Annotated in this window: 19 protein-coding genes and 1 pseudogene; 8 read left to right on the forward strand and 12 right to left on the reverse strand. The window is 38.9% G+C overall.

Features of this window, described 5'->3' with window-relative positions; all coding sequences use genetic code 11:
- Nucleotides 1–44 precede the first annotated feature (44 nt).
- The 3 genes from BALCAV_RS01220 to BALCAV_RS01230 all read left to right on the forward strand — a co-directional run bounded on the left by BALCAV_RS01220 (nucleotide 45) and on the right by BALCAV_RS01230 (nucleotide 3,105).
- Nucleotides 45–1,775: an aromatic amino acid hydroxylase gene (locus BALCAV_RS01220; protein ID WP_003321554.1), complete on the forward strand. Its 1,731-nt coding sequence runs from the start codon at nucleotides 45–47 to the stop codon at nucleotides 1,773–1,775.
- Nucleotides 1,772–2,080: a 4a-hydroxytetrahydrobiopterin dehydratase gene (locus BALCAV_RS01225; protein ID WP_003321553.1), complete on the forward strand. Its 309-nt coding sequence runs from the start codon at nucleotides 1,772–1,774 to the stop codon at nucleotides 2,078–2,080. Before BALCAV_RS01220 ends, BALCAV_RS01225 begins: the two co-directional genes overlap by 4 nt.
- A 227-nt stretch (nucleotides 2,081–2,307) precedes the next feature.
- The gene (locus BALCAV_RS01230; protein ID WP_003321552.1) at nucleotides 2,308–3,105 is read left to right on the forward strand and encodes a sulfurtransferase; all 798 of its coding nucleotides are present in this window, start codon (nucleotides 2,308–2,310) and stop codon (nucleotides 3,103–3,105) included.
- A gap of 236 nt (nucleotides 3,106–3,341) precedes the next feature.
- Here BALCAV_RS01230 and BALCAV_RS01235 read toward each other — a convergent pair whose 3' ends face one another.
- Nucleotides 3,342–4,202 carry a selenium metabolism-associated LysR family transcriptional regulator gene (locus BALCAV_RS01235; RefSeq protein ID WP_003321551.1) on the reverse strand — a complete coding sequence of 287 codons (861 nt, stop codon included), beginning with the start codon at nucleotides 4,200–4,202 and terminating at the stop codon, nucleotides 3,342–3,344.
- 105 nt (nucleotides 4,203–4,307) lie between these two features.
- On the opposite strand from BALCAV_RS01235, the gene BALCAV_RS01240 reads away from it, so the two are divergent.
- Together BALCAV_RS01240 and BALCAV_RS01245 are read left to right on the forward strand one after the other, a co-directional pair.
- Nucleotides 4,308–5,330, forward strand: a complete 1,023-nt coding sequence (locus tag BALCAV_RS01240) for a YeiH family protein (RefSeq protein WP_003321549.1) — start codon at nucleotides 4,308–4,310, stop codon at nucleotides 5,328–5,330.
- Nucleotides 5,331–5,403: 73 nt separating this feature from the next.
- Nucleotides 5,404–5,940 carry a GNAT family N-acetyltransferase gene (locus tag BALCAV_RS01245; protein ID WP_003321548.1) on the forward strand — a complete coding sequence of 179 codons (537 nt, stop codon included), beginning with the start codon at nucleotides 5,404–5,406 and terminating at the stop codon, nucleotides 5,938–5,940.
- Nucleotides 5,941–6,188: 248 nt separating this feature from the next.
- Here the strand turns inward: BALCAV_RS01245 and BALCAV_RS01250 are convergent, their stop codons facing one another.
- The 5 genes from BALCAV_RS01250 to BALCAV_RS01270 form a co-directional block, all read right to left on the reverse strand.
- Nucleotides 6,189–6,962 carry a Cof-type HAD-IIB family hydrolase gene (locus tag BALCAV_RS01250; protein ID WP_003321547.1) on the reverse strand — a complete coding sequence of 258 codons (774 nt, stop codon included), beginning with the start codon at nucleotides 6,960–6,962 and terminating at the stop codon, nucleotides 6,189–6,191.
- Between the two features lie 54 nt (nucleotides 6,963–7,016).
- Nucleotides 7,017–7,631, reverse strand: a complete 615-nt coding sequence (locus BALCAV_RS01255; protein ID WP_003321546.1) for a YdcF family protein — start codon at nucleotides 7,629–7,631, stop codon at nucleotides 7,017–7,019.
- Between the two features lie 103 nt (nucleotides 7,632–7,734).
- Nucleotides 7,735–7,926: a hypothetical protein gene (locus BALCAV_RS01260; protein ID WP_040323319.1), complete on the reverse strand. Its 192-nt coding sequence runs from the start codon at nucleotides 7,924–7,926 to the stop codon at nucleotides 7,735–7,737.
- A 346-nt stretch (nucleotides 7,927–8,272) separates the two neighbouring features.
- Entirely contained in the window at nucleotides 8,273–9,886 is a 1,614-nt protein-coding gene (locus BALCAV_RS01265) for an ABC transporter permease (protein WP_003321544.1), read from the reverse strand.
- Entirely contained in the window at nucleotides 9,886–10,800 is a 915-nt protein-coding gene (locus BALCAV_RS01270) for an ABC transporter ATP-binding protein (protein WP_003321543.1), read from the reverse strand. Before BALCAV_RS01270 ends, BALCAV_RS01265 begins: the two co-directional genes overlap by 1 nt.
- Nucleotides 10,801–10,963: 163 nt before the next feature.
- On the opposite strand from BALCAV_RS01270, the gene BALCAV_RS23190 reads away from it, so the two are divergent.
- Nucleotides 10,964–11,233 carry a TetR/AcrR family transcriptional regulator gene (locus BALCAV_RS23190; RefSeq protein WP_326938278.1) on the forward strand — a complete coding sequence of 90 codons (270 nt, stop codon included), beginning with the start codon at nucleotides 10,964–10,966 and terminating at the stop codon, nucleotides 11,231–11,233.
- Nucleotides 11,230–11,550 (forward strand): hypothetical protein, encoded by a 321-nt coding sequence (locus BALCAV_RS23195; RefSeq protein WP_326938279.1) that lies wholly within the window; start codon nucleotides 11,230–11,232, stop codon nucleotides 11,548–11,550. Before BALCAV_RS23190 ends, BALCAV_RS23195 begins: the two co-directional genes overlap by 4 nt.
- A 501-nt stretch (nucleotides 11,551–12,051) precedes the next feature.
- Here BALCAV_RS23195 and BALCAV_RS01280 read toward each other — a convergent pair.
- From BALCAV_RS01280 to BALCAV_RS01300, 4 genes are all read right to left on the reverse strand, one after another.
- Nucleotides 12,052–13,308: an L-lactate MFS transporter gene (locus tag BALCAV_RS01280; RefSeq protein WP_003324289.1), complete on the reverse strand. Its 1,257-nt coding sequence runs from the start codon at nucleotides 13,306–13,308 to the stop codon at nucleotides 12,052–12,054.
- 722 nt (nucleotides 13,309–14,030) lie between these two features.
- Entirely contained in the window at nucleotides 14,031–15,386 is a 1,356-nt protein-coding gene (locus BALCAV_RS01285) for an alkaline phosphatase (RefSeq protein WP_003324290.1), read from the reverse strand.
- A gap of 499 nt (nucleotides 15,387–15,885) precedes the next feature.
- The gene (locus tag BALCAV_RS01295) at nucleotides 15,886–16,131 is read right to left on the reverse strand and encodes a hypothetical protein (protein WP_003324292.1); all 246 of its coding nucleotides are present in this window, start codon (nucleotides 16,129–16,131) and stop codon (nucleotides 15,886–15,888) included.
- Nucleotides 16,132–16,277: 146 nt separating this feature from the next.
- Nucleotides 16,278–16,784, reverse strand: coding sequence for a cupin domain-containing protein (locus BALCAV_RS01300; protein ID WP_040323321.1), 507 nt, complete (start codon nucleotides 16,782–16,784; stop codon nucleotides 16,278–16,280).
- A 252-nt stretch (nucleotides 16,785–17,036) separates the two neighbouring features.
- Between BALCAV_RS01300 and BALCAV_RS21920 the strand changes: the two are divergent.
- Nucleotides 17,037–17,714: pseudogene (locus tag BALCAV_RS21920) on the forward strand (ABC transporter permease).
- Between the two features lie 74 nt (nucleotides 17,715–17,788).
- Here BALCAV_RS21920 and BALCAV_RS01310 read toward each other — a convergent pair.
- Together BALCAV_RS01310 and BALCAV_RS01315 are read right to left on the reverse strand one after the other, a co-directional pair.
- A complete protein-coding gene (locus BALCAV_RS01310) occupies nucleotides 17,789–18,613 on the reverse strand; it encodes an aldo/keto reductase (RefSeq protein ID WP_003321537.1) in 825 nt (274 codons plus the stop codon).
- 184 nt (nucleotides 18,614–18,797) lie between these two features.
- A complete protein-coding gene (locus tag BALCAV_RS01315) occupies nucleotides 18,798–19,676 on the reverse strand; it encodes a pirin family protein (protein ID WP_003321536.1) in 879 nt (292 codons plus the stop codon).
- Nucleotides 19,677–19,705 lie beyond the last annotated feature (29 nt).

Consider the following 19,705-nt stretch of genomic DNA (forward strand, 5'->3'; position numbering starts at 1 on the left):
TCATTTTTAAGTCATAAAATAAAATAGGTGAGGAGTCATGAGTTATGAAAAAAGCGATACCTACACATTTAAAGCCGTTTGTTTCCCAGCAACATTATAATGCTTACAGTCCAATCGACCATGCCGTTTGGCGTTATGTGATGAGGCAGAATCATCATTTCCTTGAAAATATTGCTCATGAGGCATTCACAACTGGGTTAAAATCATCAGGAATCGACATTGATAACATCCCGAAAGTAAAAGACATGAACGAAAAGTTAAGTAAAATCGGCTGGGGGGCCGTTATTGTTGACGGATTAATTCCAGGCTCTGCTTTTTTTGATTTACAAGCACATGGAATCCTCCCGATTGCGACAGATATTCGTCAGAAATCGAATATTGAATACACACCTGCTCCTGATATCTTACATGAAGCGGCAGGTCACGCTCCTATTTTATTTAATGAAACCTATTCTAAATTTGTAAAATTAATCGGTCATATCGGGGCCAATGCGTTTGCAACAAAAGAAGAACATGAAGTATTTGAAGCGACAAGAGAGCTATCGATTGTGATGGAGGATCCATCTTCATCACAGAGTGAAATCGACGCGGTCAAAAAGAAATTGAAAGAAAAGCAAGCAGCGGTAACCGGTCTTTCTGAATCAGAACAAATTTCCCGGATCTTTTGGTGGACAGTTGAATTTGGTCTAATTGGCGACCTTCAACAACCTAAAATCTTTGGGGCTGGGCTACTCTCCTCTGTTGGCGAAAGTAAACACTGCTTATCGAATGAAGTAGAAAAACGTCGCTTTACGATCGAGGATGCCGCTGCCACCAGTTATGATGTAACCTCTATGCAAACCCAGTTATTTGTTTGTGAAAGCTTCGAACAATTGATTGAAGAAGTGAATCATTTTGGTAACACAATGGCCTTTCGACAAGGTGGGACCGAAGCGATTGAAAAAGCGATTGCTTCTAGTCAAGTTGCCCATATTGAGTACAACTCAGGACTTCAAATCACCGGATTATTCACTGAGCTTCTTAAAGACTCGGACGGAGAGGCCATTTATGTCAAAACTTCTGGCCCTAGTGCTCTTTCTGTTCAGAATAAACAGCTCGCCCACCATGGAAAAGAGGTTCACCTTGATGGATTTGGTGCACCAATCGGAAAGCTTTTAGGAGGGGTTCAGTTAGAGGCACAAACGGAACAAAGTTTAAAAGAGCTTGGTGTTGAAATCAATCAAAAGACTCGAATCACTTTCGAAAGTGGAGTTGAGCTCACTGGTCATGTCACTAATCTCATTTTTCATCAAGATACACTTATTTTAATCACACTAGAGGAATGCCTCGTGACTTATAAAGAGGAAGTATTATTTGACCCGTCATGGGGTACGTATGATTTAGCCGTAGGAAGTCAAGTCGTTTCCGCACGTCCAATCGCCGCTGATCATCTCTCCTATTATGGGGAATCTATTATAGTAGAAGAGGAAGAAAAAGCAGCGAATGCCCTGACACTATTAGAAGAATTATATTTAGAAGTTAGACAAATACGCGAAGCGACCACTTTTCAAGAGTCACCTCTTCAAAGTATTGTTCAAAATATTATGCTTGAATGTCCAGAAGAATGGCTGCTTCAATTAGAAATCCTTGAATTACTAGAAAAACATAATCCACAATCACCACTGAAAAAAGTACTGTTGATACAAATTGAGAAATTAAAGCAAGATGAACGTTACGTGCGATTAATTCAAAATGGATTAGATGTTATCTACAACCGGAGAACAATGGCCAAATGAAAAAACTCAATGAACAAGAAATCACTGAACAATTAACCTTAGTCCCTAAATGGAAAAGAAAAGAGACTAAATGGATTGAACGTCGTTACCGTTTTAACGAATTTTTGGATGGGATCACATTCGTAAATAATGTTTCCACTATCGCAGAAAGAGAAAATCATCACCCTTTTATACAGATTCAATATAAAATGGTCATTCTCAGCCTCTCGAGTTGGAATGAAAATGGATTGACTGACCTCGACTTTCAACTCGCCCAAGAGATGGACGAATTATTTGTAGAACAAACGAAAACTTCGAATCATTAGCAAGAAGCAGGGGTTTAGTCAATAGGACTCGTCTCAATTAAAATCGAAAAAGAACAAACCTCTCATCGTGATTGAGAGATTTGTTCTTTTTCTTTTTCGACAAAAACCGAGGGTGGCAGACACCTGTCAATTTGCTCTTAGGTCCATTTTTTACTCCGTCATGGTGGTTTTGTAGACGCTTTAAAGATAAGATTGAATATATCTTATATAAGAAAAGAGGAATGAATATGTCAGTATTTATCAATGCCGGGGAACTTCCAAAAGAAGTACGTTTTATTGATACGCGCTTTTCACTAACTGATTTATCAGCAGGACACAAAGCTTATCACAATGGCCATATTAACGGGGCGATTTATTGGGATCTCAATCAGGATTTATCTGACTTATCGAGTAAGAATGGGCGCCATCCTCTTCCTTCTCATGAGAAACTGCAAAAACTATTTGAAAAGTCTGGATTAAAGCAGGAACAAGTAATTGCCCTTTATGATAACGGCGGAGAACCTTATGCAACCCGTGCCTACTGGCTGCTTAAATACGCTCAATTTCCTCATGTATATGTTGTAAATGGAGGATTTGAAGCACTTCAAAAAGCTGGCTATGCTATTGATACTGCTGTTCCGCACTACCCAGAAACAACGCTTGAGCTTAAATGGGCTCCTACCATTTATGCTAGTCGAGAAGAAGTAAAAAAGATAGTCGACGGTCACATATCTGGTGTCCTTCTCGATGCAAGAGAAGAATTTCGTTACCGAGGTGAGTCTGAACCAATAGATAAAATTGCAGGACATATTCCATCTGCTCGTAATTATTTTTGGGCTCACTTAAAAGATGAACAGACACTTGCCCCAACAGAAGAGTTACAAGAAATCGTCTCCAAAGATGAACAGATTGTCGTTTATTGCGGCAGTGGTGTTACCGCCTCCCCCATCTATGCCGCATTAAAAGAAGCTGGCTACGAAAAGGTCAAATTATATGTAGGAAGCTATAGTGATTGGATTACTGCTTACGAAATTGAAAAAAGTTAAACACAAATACATCCATTTTATATTTATAGTTCAAATTTTTTGAAGGGTTGACCATTTTCCAAACAACGAGGACACCTCAAAGATCCTTTAACAGAAAAAAGTTCGGGAAGCCATTTCTTCTCGAACTTTTTAATGAATCTGTTTTCGCTGCGATAAGCTCACTCGACATGAAACTATTCCCCTTGTAAGAGTAATCCTCAAAGGCACTTAATTTAATAATTTCACCATATTCTTCTTCATAAATACTCTAACAACAGTTGGATGTTCCGACTGGACTTTGCCCCCTTTGTCAAAATATAAGAAAAAGCTCTTTCTTCATACAAACCGTCAATGGGAATGATTTCAAGAGTGCCATGCTTTAATTCTTCTTGAATGCTCGCCTCTGATAACAAGGCAATCCCCATGCCACTCGTAACACTTCCTTTAATCGCTTGGGTTGAGCTAAAGACAAAAGTCGCCCCGACCCTAATGTTATGGCTTTGAATTAAATGGTCAAATGATTGCCTTGTCCCCGATCCTTCTTCTCGGATAATCCATACTTGTTCATGTAAATCTGTCAATGTATGAATCTTTTTTGAAGACAACGGTGAACGGACGATGACGAGTCTGTCTTGTTGAAAAGGCGTCTGAATAACATCCTTTGAATGACTCGTCCCTTCTACCAATCCAATATCGACCTCTAAACGCCGAACAGCATCAATCATGTTATCCGTATTACCAATCGTAATATGAAAGTCTAGTTGTGGGTGATCTGCATGCAAGTTTGCAATGATTTTTGGTAATAAATATTCTCCGACCGTAAAGCTTGCCCCAATTCGGATCAGTCCAGAAGCTTGCTCTTTTTTCTCGTATAGCGTTTCTTGCAGCTCTTTATATAAATCTCTCATCTGCAAGGCTTTGTCATAAAAAAGCTCGCCCTCTGGTGTTAAGCTCACATGTTTTGTTGTCCGTTTAATCAACGCTGTAGCAAATTCTTTTTCTAAATTTTTGATATGAACACTTACGGTCGGCTGTGATAATGCTCGCTTAGCCGCAGTTTTAGTAAAATTTTTCTCCTGTACTAATGTGATAAATGTCTCTAGTTCGTCTAGATGCATAGACATCACCCTCAATTATTAATATTTTCTATAAGTATAATTATATATATTCATTTCACAAATAGATAGTTCTCGCGTATCCTTAATCATGACAGGGGGAACATCATGAAGAAATATCAACAATTACAGGACCGCTCATTTTATATTGGTATGTTAATCACACTCATTATTGCGGTTGCCTCAGCATTATTAGCTCAAATTCCCTACTTAACGATCATCGGACAGCTCGTGCTCGCGATGATTTTAGGAACAATCTGGAATCATACACTCAAGGTGAAAAATGAATGGAGAACGGGCATTGAATTTTCCAGTAAAAAATTACTGCGGCTAGGAATTATTTTATTAGGACTACGCTTAGATATAACTGATATTTATTTTGCAGGTTGGAGCACTTTTTTGTATGCTTTGATTTTGCTTGTGACTACACTTGGCGTCGTTTATTGGCTCGCTAGGCTTTTAAAAGTTGATAAAACGCTAAGCCTTTTAACCGCATGTGGAACAGCGATTTGCGGTGCCTCGGCAATTGTGGCGATTGTTCCACTTGTTAAAGCGAAACAGAGCATTACCGCTGTCAGCATTGCTGTTATTGCGATTTTAGGAACGATCTTTACCCTTCTTTTTACATTTCTATTTCCTATGCTCCCACTCTCGGCTTATCAATTTGGCCTCTTCACCGGGGGAACATTACATGAAATCGCCCATACTATCGCTGCCTCTTCAGCAGGTGGAACCGAATCAGAAGATATTGCACTCGTTGTGAAACTCACACGTGTCGCTCTACTAGTGCCCGTTGCGATTTTAATCGGATTTTATATTAACAGAAATGCTAAGTATAGCGATAAGTCCGTACATGGATTCACGACGCAAACACTCCCCATCCCTTGGTTTATAGTTGGCTTTCTAACAATGAGCACCATAAACTCGGTCGGAATTTTGCCAGAACCTCTGATTAACGTACTCATTACGATTTCTTATCTTTTACTCGGAATGGCAATGGCTGGTGTCGGCTTTAACGTTGATTTAGCCGTCTTTAAGAAACTAGGATTGAATGTGTTTTATGCAGGATTATTAGGAACAATTGTATTGGTTGGACTTGGATTTTCCCTTATCTGTTTATTAAATCTCTAATGACTTTTAATCACTAAGAATATGTATATAGTGTTATCATTTAGGGAATTGATTATTTTTAAGGGGGATTTTTATGCTAACATCTGAAAGAGTGCAGCTAAGAAAAATGGTGATGGAAGATAGTGAAATCTACCATAGTTGGCGTAATGATTTAGAGGTGATGAATTCAACTAGTCTCTCACTCGATCTGTATACATATGAGGAAACGAAAGCCTTTGTTGAGAATGTGATCTTAAGTTCAACAACCTCTAAAAGTTATATGATTACCGATGTCAACACCGACATCGCCATAGGAATCGTTTCACTTATTAACATTGATTCGAAAAATCGAAATGCTGAGTGCATTATTGATATCGGCAATAAAGATTACTGGGGCAAAGGCTATGGACAAGAATCGTTGGCATTATTACTCGATTATGCGTTTCTTGAAATGAACTTGCATCGTATCTCATTACGCGTTTTTTCTTTTAATAAAAAGGCGATTCATTTATACAAAAAGCTCGGTTTTGTCCAAGAGGGATTGAGCCGCGAAAGTCTTTTCCGTAAAGGCAAGTGGCACGATATTATCCAAATGGGCCTGTTACGAAGTGAATATAAGGAATCAATGTAACTAAAGTCATCCAGCTCATCAAAATAGCTCTTACGACACGATTCTCGGCTCTTCTCGTTTTTCGTGTCGTATTACTTCTTTGTTATTGATAGGTCAAGTTTACTCTCTTTTTAGCTTTAACTTCCGTAAAACTATCTCATTTTTTAGGAGTGCTTAGTAGGCAGGCTGTAATGATAAAGCTTAAATCTTGTTCAAGCCCTTTTGTACACTCTTTACTCGAAAAGAGAATGACTAAATCATTGATTCAGTTAAATGATTCCAAATTTTCTTAAAGCGAACTCAATCCCACCTTCACTCGATTTTTTTGTGACAAAATCCGCTGCTTTTTTTAACGATTCATTTGCATTCCCCATCGCAATACCTAATCCTACCAACTCTAGCATATCAAGATCATTGCCTCCGTCCCCAAACGCAATCGCCTCTGACTTATCCAACCCAAAATACGTTAGCACTTCTTTAATCGCAATCGATTTCGATACGTCTACTTGCAAAACGTTCGTAATAAACGGGTGCCATCTGCTAAATGTAAGGTGTGGAAATTGCTTTTTAAACTTTTTCACCATCTCCTCATTAGCATATAAACACATTAAAAAAACTTCCTGTCTATAGATCTCCTCCTTGACACTCGGGTATTGAGTAACCGACAACGTTTCTGCTAAGGCTGCTGCTATCTCTTCATTTTGCACACCATTCATCGTAAATTCTTCCGTAAAAAAAGAAAGTCCCTGATTATGTAAAGCAGCAAATTTGCAAACTTCTAAAAGCGTTTTTGCTTGCAAAGGTGATTTATATATGACCTCTAGTTGATGTTTTACATATCCTCCATTCGCAGTAATAAACGTCTCAATCCCAAGCTCCCTTAACTCATGACACATCGATAAAGGTCTCCCTGTTGCTGCGACAACCTTCATTCCTTTTTCTACTAAAGTTGCAATCGCCTTTTTAGTAGATAAAGGAATGTGTCCATTTGTATGATCAGTTAACGTCCCATCGACATCAAAAAAGATAATTTTATAATTCATATTCATGCCCCTCTATTTTGTTGATTTTGCATTAATAATGTTACTAGAATCCATTTATCCGTCTGAGATCTTGACCTCTTCATCGATAAGAATTCCTTCATTTACATATCGAATAATCTTCTCCACTTCTGTCTCCACTCTTAGTCGCCCATAAGGAGTTAAGAACCAATTATCTTCTCTTGCTGTTCGGTCATTAACAGGATATAAAGAGTACTCAATCCAACTTGGCATATAGGTTTTGAAGCTTAAATAGATTCGTAGCATTTGTATATAAGTAGTGACGACTAACACCCGTTTAATATTATGAAGATCAAATTCTCTGTCTAAGACAAGCAAGGATGCGAGCACATTTTCCTTTGTATGCAGGGACATATTTTCAACGAGGATCGCCTCTTCAGGAACTCCCATCCTCATCGCTTCTTTTTTTAAGAGTTCAGCCTCTGTTAGCTGCTGTCCTTGCCAAGTAACTCCACCCGAGAACAAAACCTTTTTTGCTTTCCCAGCTTGAAATAATTCAACTGCTTTAGGTAATCGATACTCAACCGCCTTGCTACTCCCAGGGACAAAAATAACATCACCTTTTTTATGATCTTGTTTAATATTACGAAAGATAAAATCAGTCTTCTGTACATCCGTTAATTGATTAGCTTGTAACTCTGATATTTTCATTTCATTCTCCCCTACTCCCATCTGTTCTTTTCCATTAAAACATAAACAACATAAATATTTGTATGCTTGGCTATGAATTTTGTGAATATTATTACATTTATCATTATAATCCTTTTTTGTTGATATTTTCATTACGGGTTTGCGGGTTTTCATACCGTAATCTCGGCCATCCGCCCATCTCATTACCTATCACCCTTTTTTCATACCATAATCTCTGCCGCTCGCGATTTTCATTACCTATTCCAGTTTTTTCGTACCCAAATCCGTCACAGCCCGGCTTTTCATTACCTATCAACTCTTATTCGCTCCCTAACCCCTGCCGCTCGCGATTTTCATTACCTATTCCAGTTTTTTCGCACCCAAATCCGACACAGCTCGGCTTTTCATTACCTATTCCGTTCTATTCGCACTCAAATCCGACACAGCTCGGCTTTTCATTACCTATTCCGTTCTATTCGCACTCAAATCCGTCACAGCCCGGCTTTTCATTACCTATCACACCTTTTTCGCTCCCTAATTCCCGCAACTCACGATTCTCATTACCTATCGCATACAAAAAAAGCTCCCAAAAGATTTAAACAATCTTCTAGAAGCTCACCCAACCCATTTTTCACCTTTTCACCCTATTAATCCGATTCAACTTACCCCGCTATATCTCGCTTCCGATAAAAAATGAATCCACATATCGTTATCGCTTTTGCCACTATAACTAAAAGAATCATCACCCAAACATTCATCTCATCGACTGGAATTTGTGGCACATATTCAAAAACTGAAATACCCTTCATCCAGCCTGGAAAATCAAGTAAATCGCCAAGATAAACAACGATAAAACCATACACTATATATGCCCAAATAGCCGCCGTTACTTTTGGAACTAGACCGACCAACAAGATAGCCAAACCAACTACGACCCAAATTGCCGGTAAATAGACAAGAGCTGCCCCCAAAATACTTCCAAATGATAACGCCTTATCCATCACCGTACTTCCAACTGACCATAAGCCAACCGCCAGTAGTAGTTGCATCACCATACTCACGACAATCGCTAAAACGTAATAACTTCCGAGCACTTTAGTACGTGATAGGGCACGACTATAATAATACTCCATCCGATTTTTATTTTCTTCCCCTTTCAATTTTAATACGACCATTACAGCTGGAATCGCACTAAATAACGACATAATCGCCATTAAAAGTGTGACGAACTGCTCCGTCATCGTGCTGCTTGAATCTTCAGGAATAAAGGCTTGCATAATTTCTAAATCGACAAAGTAAGTTTCTAGTTCTCCTAAAATCGATCCAAAAGTAGCACTTAGTACAAAGAGACCAATTGCCCAAGCAATAATATTCGTGCGCTGCAGTCTAAGTGCAAGACCGATGGGTGTTTGTAAAAAACGTGAAGCGTGTTTGTTCCCTTTTTTTACAGGAAGAAACCCTGAGTCTATATCACGAATCGCATTTAAAAAGAATCCAATAGTAGCAACAATAATAGCAACTCCCATTAATAAGAAAACAGGCCACCAATTATTGTCTAAAAAAACAGACGTTCTAACCGTCCAACCGAGGGGAGAGAATAAAGAAACCGTTTCATTACCAACATCCCCTATTGCCCGTACAAGATAAGTACCAATTAAAAAAGCAAAAGACAGCCCTACTGTCCCCTTTGAAGTTTCCGCTAATTGAGCAAATAAAATCGCAAAACTACCAAACAAGAGGCCAGTTGTCCCTAAAACCAGACTGTATAAAAAAGAACTACTAAAATCAATTCCTTCAATTCCAAGCGTACCTAACCCGATTCCAGTCAAAAGAACTAAAAGTCCATTAGTAAGAAGTAAAACAAGCGTAGCAGCACTTAAATAAGCGAGACGTCCGACAGGAAGAGAGCCAATCATTTCAGTCCGACCATCCTCTTCATCAGCACGAGTACTCTTACTCACCAGTAAAATACTCATTATCGCCACAGCGATCGCTGTAAAAAGCAACATCTCATAAGAAAAAATAACTCCAATTCCAACATTCGTTACGTCAGCTAAATCGTATCCACTTCCAACCATTGCTTTCATCGCCGGATTTTCCATCGTCAAGGCAAAAGCTTGTTTTGATTGTTCATCTGGATAAATACTCGGATAAGAGGCTGCCGCAGCCAACGTAATGCCTACTATGCCTAACAACCAAAAGAGAATTTTAAGGCGTTGTTGTTTCACCATCAGTTTCGAAATCGCCACTGTGCCTTTAAATAATCGAGAATACATTACACCGTACCCCCAACCCTAGAATCCTTGTGTTCTGTCCCTTGATAATGACGCATAAATAAATCCTCTAAAGCTGGCGGTGCACTTTCTAACTTTACAAGACCAAGTTGACTAATGTGGCGAATCACCGCATCAATTTCTTCTGTATCCACTTGAAAGGTAAACTCTGAATCAACCTCTTGAACATTGTGAACTCCCTTCAGCTCATTTAACAAAACGACCGGTTCTTTTGTTTTGATAACCATATTCGTCCGTGTCAAGTGGCGTAGTTCATCGAGCGTCCCAGTTTCAATGATTTTGCCTTGGCGAATAATTCCAACTCGATCACATAACTTCTCGACTTCAGATAAAATATGGCTCGAAAGCAAGACGCTTTTTCCTGCCTTTTTTGCTTCCAATACACATTCCTGAAAAATATGCTCCATTAAGGGGTCAAGCCCTGAAGTTGGCTCATCTAAAATAAACAAGTCTACATCAGATGCAAAGGCCGCAACTAAAGCGACTTTTTGCCGATTTCCTTTTGAATAAGTACGACATTTTTTTGTCGGATCTAAGGCGAATCGTTGAATTAACTCCTCGCGTCTTTCCTTATTTCCTCCACCACGTAATTTAAGGAATAAATCAATTACTTCTCCCCCCGATAAATTTGGCCAAAGGTTCACATCACCAGGAACATAAGCAATTCGTTGATGAATATCTACTGCATCTTGCCAAACGTCCTTCCCAAAAATCTTTGCATTACCACCTGTCGCTTTTAAAATTCCGAGTAAAACCCGAATCGTCGTAGATTTCCCCGCTCCATTTGGACCAATAAAACCAAAGACCTCGCCTTTTTTCACTTCAAGATTTACTCCGTTTAAAGCTTTAAACTTGCCGAATTCTTTTTGTAAATGGTTAATTTCAATGACAGGCATTATCCTTCACTCCTCATATAAGCAACATTTTTTATTTAGTTTTGAAATATTTTTATCTATATAGTTCATAATATATAAAAATAACTCCTTTGACAATACTTTATGAACTATTTCCATTGTTTTATTACATAATTTTGATAAACTTACTTTAGAGGTGAAAGAAATGAATGGTTTTGAAAGACGCAAAGAACAAAAGAAAAAGAACATTTTAGAAGCTTCACTAGCCTTATTTAAAGAATATGGCATTCAAAAGGTTTCGATTGCGGAAATCGCCCAAAAAGCCAACGTGTCCCAAGTGACTATATATAATTATTTTGAAAGCAAAGACAATTTAGTTCAGCACGTTTTTAAATATTATGTCGACCTAGTTTGGGAAGAACAAAAAGCACTATTTGACTTAGACCTTCCTTTTAAAGAAAAATTAAACGTATGATGTTTGAAAAAAGTGATTTGGCCGATGAAATAGGAGAGAAATTTTTCCAAGATTTTATGCTCGATTATTCAAACGGAAAAAGTTATGTCGAAGAACTTTATATAAAAGAAGGGCTTCCTAGATTAATCGAATTATTTAATGTAGGAAAAGAACAAGGTCATATCGATCAGAGTATTTCAAATGAAGCTATGTTACTTTATCTACAGATGTTTAAAGAATTTATGCAACGCAAAGACATAGCCCAAACCCTTTTACCGTTAACTGAGGATCTAACGAAGCTATTCTTTTACGGCATCGTCGGTGAAAAAGACAGATAGGGGAGTCAGGTCGCTCCTCTATTTTTGTAACAGCAACTGTTTAGTTGCCTCCACTCCCTTTTGGTAACCTCTTTTCTTGTTACTCCTCTCCTTTTCCTGCCTCCATCCCCTTTTCATAACTACTTTCCTTACAGCTCTTCCCCCTTCCTTGTTTCATAACCACTTCCCTAGGTACTCCTTACTAATTTTTGCCTCATTACTAGTTGTTATTAAATACCCCTTTTTTACTTTCTTGAAAAGCTCATGAACAAACTCCCCACGATAGTCGCAACTGCCGATTTTGATAATAAAAATATGGAATATGATTAAACATGATAGTCTCTCCTTTCAAAACTCTCTTGCTCTCTCTGAGCATATGCCCTAACTATTAGAAAGTTTCTCGCTCCATTCAAAGAAACCGTCTCAAACGGGTAACCCCTTTAAGACGGTCCTTTTATCAACCATATCCCATTCAACAAAACCGAGCATTTCCAACAACGTTCGAGTGGTGACAGGCACCACCTATGAGATCATCTGCTTCTGACTTGCTGCTAACTTTTGCTCGCTCTTCTTAATATCGAATTTTAATAAAATCGAAACGATAAAGGCAACTGAAATGAGTCCTAAGAAAACGAAAAAAACAGGTGTATAACTGCCTGAACGGTCATAAATTTGTGTTACAATTACCGGACCGAATACACCGCCAAGTGACCATGTTGTTAGCAGAAAACCATGAATGGCCCCTAGTTGTTTTGTTCCAAATAAATCTCCGACAAAGGCTGGTAGGTTCGAGAAACCGCCGCCGTAACAACTTACAACAAGTAATATAAACAGCTGAAAGAGAATAACACTCGTTGTAAATGGTAGTGTTAAGAATGCAACTACTTGTATCGCAAAGAAAATGACAAACACATTCGGTCGCCCAATATAATCCGATAAAGCGGCCCAACCCAACCGGCCACCTCCATTAAAAATCCCCATGATCCCAACCATTGTGGCGGCCGCAGCTGCTGATAACCCTACTACTTCCTGTGCCATTGGCGAAGCAACGGCAATCATCATAATTCCAGCCGTCGTATTAATCAGCATCATCGTCCATAGCATCCAAAATCGTCTTGTCTTGACCGCTTCAAATGCTGTAAGTTGTTGTAAATCTTTTTTGACAACTTTTTTTCCAGACGCGATATCCTTTTTCATATTAGCAGGCATCCAGCCATCCGCTGGTGGAGCGATATAAAGAGCTCCAGCTACCATTAATAAGAAATAACAGGCACCCAACACATAAAAGGTAGATTCAATCCCAATTGAGCTCATTAAACTATCAGCGACTGGTGCAGTAATTAATGCCCCTGAACCAAAACCAAGGACAGCCATACCCGTTGCTAGCCCGCGACGATCCGGGAACCATTTTACAAGCGTCGATACAGGAGAAATATAACCAATTCCTAGCCCTAAGCCACTTGCAATCCCGTACATTGCTAAAAATAATGGAAGTGAGTCAATCATTATCGCAACACCTGAACCCGCCTGCCCAATTCCGAAAAGGACAGCAGCAACCAAAGCTGATTTTCTTGGACCACTCTTTTCCACGAATTTTCCAAAGAAAGCAGCCGAAGTACCTGCTAATCCCATCATGATCGTAAAAGCAATGGTAACTTCTGTAGCTGTCCATCCCATCTGTTCACTAACCGGGTAAGTATACACACTATAAGCATAAGCCCCACCAATTGACAGGTGGATGGAGATTGCGGCCAAAGCAATTAGCCATCTGTTTTTCATATGTAAATCCTCCTCTTCGTTGCACCAATTTTTGAGAGCTTCCTCTGCTCCGTTCCATTGAAAGCCCTTACATTAGAAGTATATAATAAATTGACTAAATAATACAACAATTTAATTAATTGTATAAATTTCGAATACTACCCTTTGCTCATTTCCCCTTTACTTAAAAGACCCTATATTGAAAAGGTAGCGGTTTATGGTTGTTTAAAATTTCGCTCAAAAAATTATATAACAACCGTAGAGGTTATATATGGTGATTGCACTGGAAGAGTGGCGTTTGTAGGACAGTTTGAGACTTATTATTTCTCTTTTGTCTTTAAAATGTGGTTATTGGACATTCTGACTACCTTCCCTTTCTACTTTGTCCTTTAAACTTGGAATCTTGGACATTCTGACTACCTCCACTTTCTCTTTTGTCCTTGAAACTTGGAATCTTGGACATTCTGACTACCTCCACTTTCTCTTTTGTCCTTTAAACTTGGGATATTGGACATTCTGACTACCTCCACTTTCTCCTTTGTCCTTTAAACTTGGGGGATTGGACATTCTGACTCGCTTCCTTTTCTCCTTTGTCCTTTAAACTTGAGTTATTGGACATTCTGACTACCTCCACTTTCTCTTTTGTCCTAAAACAAATCTAATAGGAAATCAAAAAAGACTCAGAGATCCATTCACCTCTAAGTCCTTTGATTCGATACTAATCATAGCATCTTTATTGCCAATTAATGATTTTCCACATTTAATTCAAGCTTCATTGCTTTAGCTATTCGTTTTGGTATGTCTGTATTATTTAGAACACCATGGAATAAGTGAGAGGATGGACCATAGGCATAGAGTGGAACATCGACTCCTGTATGAGCCGTTGTTGACCAACCAACATAAGCTCTCTCGCTCACGATCTCATTAATGACAATCACAAGCACCTCATCACTTGCTTCCATAATACGCTCTTCCTCTTCTTTGGTCAGCTCGATGTTGGTATAGCGTACCAAAACATCATGTGCATTGCTTCTTTCTTCATTTAATTGACTTGCCATATAGTTTCCCGTCGCACTGACATCATGTAAAATGTCAACATTGGCTAAGTATTCATCATAACCCCCAACCGTCATGCCACCTGTCTCATGATCCCCTGCTACAACGACTAACGTATTCCCATCTTGTTCAGCAAATTCAATCGCTTTTTGTATAGCTGCTTCAAAGGCCTCAGTATCGGTCATAGCCCAAGCCGCATCATGAGCATGTCCGGCCCAATCAATTTGACTACCTTCGACCATTAAGAAAAAGCCGTTTTCTTGCTTTGATAAAGTTTGAATCGCGACTTCCGTCATCTCAGCTAGGCTCGGTTCATTTGTAGTAGATTCACGCTCTAATTCAGAGGCCATCGCATCAGCTGCAAACAACCCTAACAGTTTAGGATAATCCTCTTGAATAGCTAACAGTTCATCTCTTGTCTCTACAAATTGAAATCCCTTCATCATCGCTTCTTCAACGACATGCTGTTTGGGTTGGGTCCCACCTTCTGATTCGGGTAGAAAATTACTTTTTCCTCCCCCCAAAAGAACATCGACCTTCTCAATCATTTGCAAGGCTATCTCTGCTTCACTCCCTCTTGACTCCACATGAGAAGCAAAAACGGCCGGAGTCGCATGTGTAATAGTTGAAGTCGCAATCAGCCCTGTTGATTTTCCGGCTTCATTTGCTGCTTCAAGAATCGTCTTCAGCTCTTCTCCATCTGATGAAACACTTATCATTCCATTATTTGTTTTTACACCAGTTGCCATAGCAGTTCCTGCCGCAGCAGAATCCGTCACCCAGTTATCTTCTGAATAAGTTTTCATCATTCCAACAAGCATCTGATCAAAAATCGTTTCTTCTCCTTTATAAATGCGATAGTTTGTTGCATAACCCGCCGAAAAACCATCAGGAATCATAAAAATCACATTCTTGGTCTCTTCTCCTGAGGAAGCTTCCTCATTTACTACCTCTTCTGCTCCTGCATACCGAAAAAAGAAAATAACAGCTACTAAAATCACAAAAAAGCTTGCCACTACTCCGACCGATTTAAAAGTCTTCATTATCTCACTCCTCCTAAGTAATAAGTAACTTACATTTAAAAGTATATTGGATTATTATTAAGCTCCCTTAAAAGACAAGTAAAGGAAGATTAAGCTTGTATGAAGTTTCTCTGAGCAATTGCAAAAATGAATTGCTTTTAACGGAAAAATGATTTCAAATATACATCCTTTTCCCTATCAACTTTGCTTCTAACCAAAAAAAATAAATTATTTCAGAGGGACGAGGTGTAGAGTTCAGTGAAGATTGGTAATGAATTTCCGCTATCTCTCCAATTTCGGTTCGAATAATCAGCAATTCGTAATAAAAACCACTCACAGCCAGCGTTTTCGTTATAAATTCCAAATTAGGTAAAACTGCCTCTTTCATCCCCCACAAATATAGTCCAAGCAGAAAAAAAGAGGCCCCAAAATCCATAAAATGACTTTTGGTAACCTCTTCATATTTATACTTTAAACTTTTGAATAAGAGTCTGTAACTCCTCTGCTAATGTAGCTAATGTTACTGCTGTAGCTTGATCTCTTCCATCGAGGCAAGTTGTTCTTGGGTAGCTCCTGCCATTTCATCGGCCACGGATGCATTTTCGCTGGCAATAACAAGCAGTTGATTCGACGTCGAATTCACCGCCTCTATGTTTTGGGAAATTTGCCCTGAAATAAGAGCAACCTCCTCCATTCTTGGAACAATATCCTGAAACCCTTCCATAATCGCTTTAAACTTTTCTGTCGTATTTGTAGAAATTTGCAATTTTTAGCTGAAAAGTCATACCCGGAATATTCTAAATATAGACCCAAACTAGTAGAAAATCATTCAAAATAGCCGACCACATAAATAGCAGTCGACCCGTTAGAGCATCTTATAGGAGTACACTAAAAATTCAATCATTCTATCTATTAATAATGGTGATGCTCCTCTGCTGCGATGGCAATTGCTTTCGTTTCGTGCACAGTTCCATGCGGATGATGTGGAGGAGCATAAATGGAATACAGTTTTAACGGGATGGGACCTGTATTCAGTAGATTATGCCATTTCCCAGCTGGTATAATGATCGCATCGTCTTGTTGAACATGTTGCACATAAGTTAAATGGTTTGGCTGGTCTCCCACTTGAACAAGCCCTTGTCCCTGCTCAATCCGTAAAAACTGATCATTCTGAGGATGTATTTCTAAACCAATATCATCCCCGACATCAATGCTCATTAGCGTGACCTGTAAATGTCCACCTGTCCATAAAGCCTTACGAAATGATTGGTTGTTTTTTGTAGCACTATCAATGTTGACAACATAAGGTTGTGGCCCATAATCCCTGTTGAAATGATTTAATTGATGATTTCTTAAAGGAACATTCGAATGATTCATCCGTCTATTTTGATAATAAAAATATGGAATATGATTAAACATGGCACTCTTTCCTTTCTAAAATTCACCTACTCTACCTCATCATATGCCCTTGTGATTAGAAAGTTCTTACTATCCATTCAAGTACTTAACTTCTTACTCAATGGAGCTTTATTTTTATTGTTGGCTTTTATCGTGGTAAAATAGAAACAGAATAATATCAATTAAGGAGATTTGATTCATATGGCCCGCTTGAATGAAGCCGATTTAGAACAAAAGAAACTAGAAAGAAAAGAACAAATTGAATCCCTCTTAATGGCTATCGGCTTACCAATTGCGATTATGGTCATGTTCGTTTATGTTTTTGGGGGTGCCATTCAAACGGGCACCGATTATGTTAATTATGTGGTTCCTGGCGTCATTATTACATGTGTCGGATTTGGAAGTTCTTTAATTACGATCAGTGTTACACAAGATATGGTAGGTGGTTTGTTTGAACGCTTCCGCACGATGCCACTCCTCCCGTCCTCTTTAATGCTCGGTCATGTCATCGGAGGGTTTGTTCGTAACGCGATGGCAACGACCGTCATTTTCCTTGTGGCATAACTTATTGGCTTCCAACCAAATGCAAGCTTTCTCGATTGGCTCGGAGTCATTGGCATTTTATCTTTTTTTATGTTTTCTTTAAACTGGCTGTTTGTCGCAATTGGCTTACTCACTAAAAGTGTCGAAACCGCCAACGCTGCCACATTCCCGATGTTATTTTTACCCTATGTAAGCAGTTCCTTTATTCCGACAGAGACGATGCCTTCTTGGTTACACGCTTTAGCTGAAAACCAGCCGATGACCCCGCTTATCGAAACGGTGCGTGGACTGCTGCTTGGGACACCGATTGATAACAACCTTTGGTTAACGTTAGCCTGGTTTGGTGGTTTGTTTATCATATCATTTGTACTTGCCACTCTTTTATTTAAAAAGCGTAAACAGAACTAAACAGTCGTTCTTACTAAACAGCCTACCACATCGTATATAGACGATGTGGTAGGCTGCTTTTCCAATATATATATTTACCTTACATTCATTTCACTCGGTTTTGGACCTTTGCGTTCGTTACGGTCAAGCTGATTTATTTGTTCCATTTCCGCTTGCGTTAGCTCAAAATCAAAGACATCAAAGTTTTCTTCAATTCTTGATGGCGTGACGGATTTAGGAATGACAATCGAGTTATTTTGTAAGTGCCAACGGAGAACAACTTGAGCAGCTGTTTTTTCATGAGTTGCTGCAATGTTTTGAATCACATCAAGATTTAAAACTTCTCCCCCTTGTTGTAATGGGCTCCATGCTTCTACGTAAATATCATGCTTAGCACAAAACTCTTTTAATTCTCTTTGAGCTAAATACGGATGACATTCCACTTGGTTTAAGACGGGCTTTACTTCACATTCAGCCAAAATTCTTTCTAAATGGTCAATGTCAAAGTTACAAACACCGATCGCTTTCACACGACCATCGTGGTATAGCTTTTCTAACGCCTTGTATGTATCAACATATTCGTCAAATTCAGGCGTTGGCCAGTGCACTAAATAAAGATCCACATAGTCTAATCCAAGTCTTTCTAAACTTTCATCAAATGCTTTTAAAGTATTTTCATAACCTTGATCCGAGTTCCAAACCTTTGTTGTAATAAATAATTCTTCACGTGGGACAGATGATTCTTTTAAAGCTTTTCCAACACCGTTTTCATTTTGATAAATCATCGCTGTATCGATTGAACGATAGCCTGTTTCAATCGCCTTCGTTACCGCTACTGTTGCTTTATCATCTTCCACTTGCCAGACACCAAAGCCAAGTTGAGGCATTTTTAATCCATTATTTAACGTTATGTGATTCATTCGGCATCTCTCCTCATTTAGATGAATTCCGATAATTTAATATCGTTTATCATTCATATTATCGCACGTCCTTTAAGAAACCCCAAAAAGAATGCTCGCATTTCCCAACAATCTTTTCGACAAAATTTCCCCTGCAATCCTAGCATCAGGGTAGCCTTTATCAATACATTAGATCGCTTTTTAGTTAAATCGCAGGTGGACCAAATTTGCCCTCTCGATAATCGGTATAAGCTTGTTTAATTTCTTCCATTGAATTCATAACGAAAGGACCATAAGGAACAATTTCTTCTTTGATCGGAGTACCAGAATAGATTAGAACTTTAGAGCGTCGACTGTTTGACTTGATTCTAAATTCACTTTGCCTTAAGGAGTCTCCACCTTCATTATATGTAAGAGTAGCAACCCCATGTTTTGTTAAACGCACCACGTCTTGCTCATTCCCCAAATCTAGATCGCCCGATAATACATAAAGGAAAGCATTATGAGCTTCAGGTAAAGAATGGATGTAATTTGCTCCTTTTTCAAGATTGATTTCCGCTAATGTTATCGGGACGACTGAATCAAGCGGTCCTTTTACTTCACCAAAATCACCAGAAAACACTTTTACAGAGCCCCCTTCAATGTCCATTACCGGAGCATCCTCAGCATAAATATTTTGATAAGATGTTGCCGTTTTCCGGAGATTTTTCGGTAAATTCAACCACAACTGTAGCGTATGAGCAATATCATCCTCCACTCCCTCTTCGGCATGGCGAGCCGCCCAGCCTGCATTCATATATTGAACATCACCAGGCTCTAAAATGTCTCGGCCGCCTCCATTATCAATATGTTCTAATCTACCATCTACTACATAAGTAATCGTTTGAAATCCACGATGAGGATGATCAGAAAATGCTCCTCTTTTAAACCAATCTTCTGCCATTAAAATAAAAGGATCAAAATCAGCCCAACGATCAACTGGTAAGATCCAGCCTTTTTGAATAAACGGAAAAGATGCTTGTTCGTACTTCACATACCAGTGATCCTTAACTTTTCTTTGGAAATTCGACGTCTCTTTGTTCATTTTATCACTCCTCCATAAATACTTAACGT

The organism is Alkalihalobacillus alcalophilus ATCC 27647 = CGMCC 1.3604, from assembly GCF_000292245.2.
Classification (GTDB): Bacteria; Bacillota; Bacilli; order Bacillales; family Bacillaceae_D; genus Alkalihalobacillus; species Alkalihalobacillus alcalophilus.

Excerpts from the sequence above, each read along its gene's own strand:
- BALCAV_RS01220 (WP_003321554.1), top strand. The coding sequence starts at position 45 with ATGAAAAAAGCGATACCTACACATTTAAAGCCGTTTGTTTCCCAGCAA.
- BALCAV_RS01225 (WP_003321553.1), top strand. The coding sequence starts at position 1,772 with ATGAAAAAACTCAATGAACAAGAAATCACTGAACAATTAACCTTAGTC.
- BALCAV_RS01230 (WP_003321552.1), top strand. The coding sequence starts at position 2,308 with ATGTCAGTATTTATCAATGCCGGGGAACTTCCAAAAGAAGTACGTTTT.
- BALCAV_RS01235 (WP_003321551.1), bottom strand. The coding sequence starts at position 4,202 with ATGCATCTAGACGAACTAGAGACATTTATCACATTAGTACAGGAGAAA.
- BALCAV_RS01240 (WP_003321549.1), top strand. The coding sequence starts at position 4,308 with ATGAAGAAATATCAACAATTACAGGACCGCTCATTTTATATTGGTATG.
- BALCAV_RS01245 (WP_003321548.1), top strand. The coding sequence starts at position 5,404 with ATGCTAACATCTGAAAGAGTGCAGCTAAGAAAAATGGTGATGGAAGAT.
- BALCAV_RS01250 (WP_003321547.1), bottom strand. The coding sequence starts at position 6,962 with ATGAATTATAAAATTATCTTTTTTGATGTCGATGGGACGTTAACTGAT.
- BALCAV_RS01255 (WP_003321546.1), bottom strand. The coding sequence starts at position 7,631 with ATGAAAATATCAGAGTTACAAGCTAATCAATTAACGGATGTACAGAAG.
- BALCAV_RS01265 (WP_003321544.1), bottom strand. The coding sequence starts at position 9,886 with ATGTATTCTCGATTATTTAAAGGCACAGTGGCGATTTCGAAACTGATG.
- BALCAV_RS01270 (WP_003321543.1), bottom strand. The coding sequence starts at position 10,800 with ATGCCTGTCATTGAAATTAACCATTTACAAAAAGAATTCGGCAAGTTT.
- BALCAV_RS23190 (WP_326938278.1), top strand. The coding sequence starts at position 10,964 with ATGAATGGTTTTGAAAGACGCAAAGAACAAAAGAAAAAGAACATTTTA.
- BALCAV_RS23195 (WP_326938279.1), top strand. The coding sequence starts at position 11,230 with ATGATGTTTGAAAAAAGTGATTTGGCCGATGAAATAGGAGAGAAATTT.
- BALCAV_RS01280 (WP_003324289.1), bottom strand. The coding sequence starts at position 13,308 with ATGAAAAACAGATGGCTAATTGCTTTGGCCGCAATCTCCATCCACCTG.
- BALCAV_RS01285 (WP_003324290.1), bottom strand. The coding sequence starts at position 15,386 with ATGAAGACTTTTAAATCGGTCGGAGTAGTGGCAAGCTTTTTTGTGATT.
- BALCAV_RS01300 (WP_040323321.1), bottom strand. The coding sequence starts at position 16,784 with ATGTTTAATCATATTCCATATTTTTATTATCAAAATAGACGGATGAAT.
- BALCAV_RS01310 (WP_003321537.1), bottom strand. The coding sequence starts at position 18,613 with ATGAATCACATAACGTTAAATAATGGATTAAAAATGCCTCAACTTGGC.
- BALCAV_RS01315 (WP_003321536.1), bottom strand. The coding sequence starts at position 19,676 with ATGAACAAAGAGACGTCGAATTTCCAAAGAAAAGTTAAGGATCACTGG.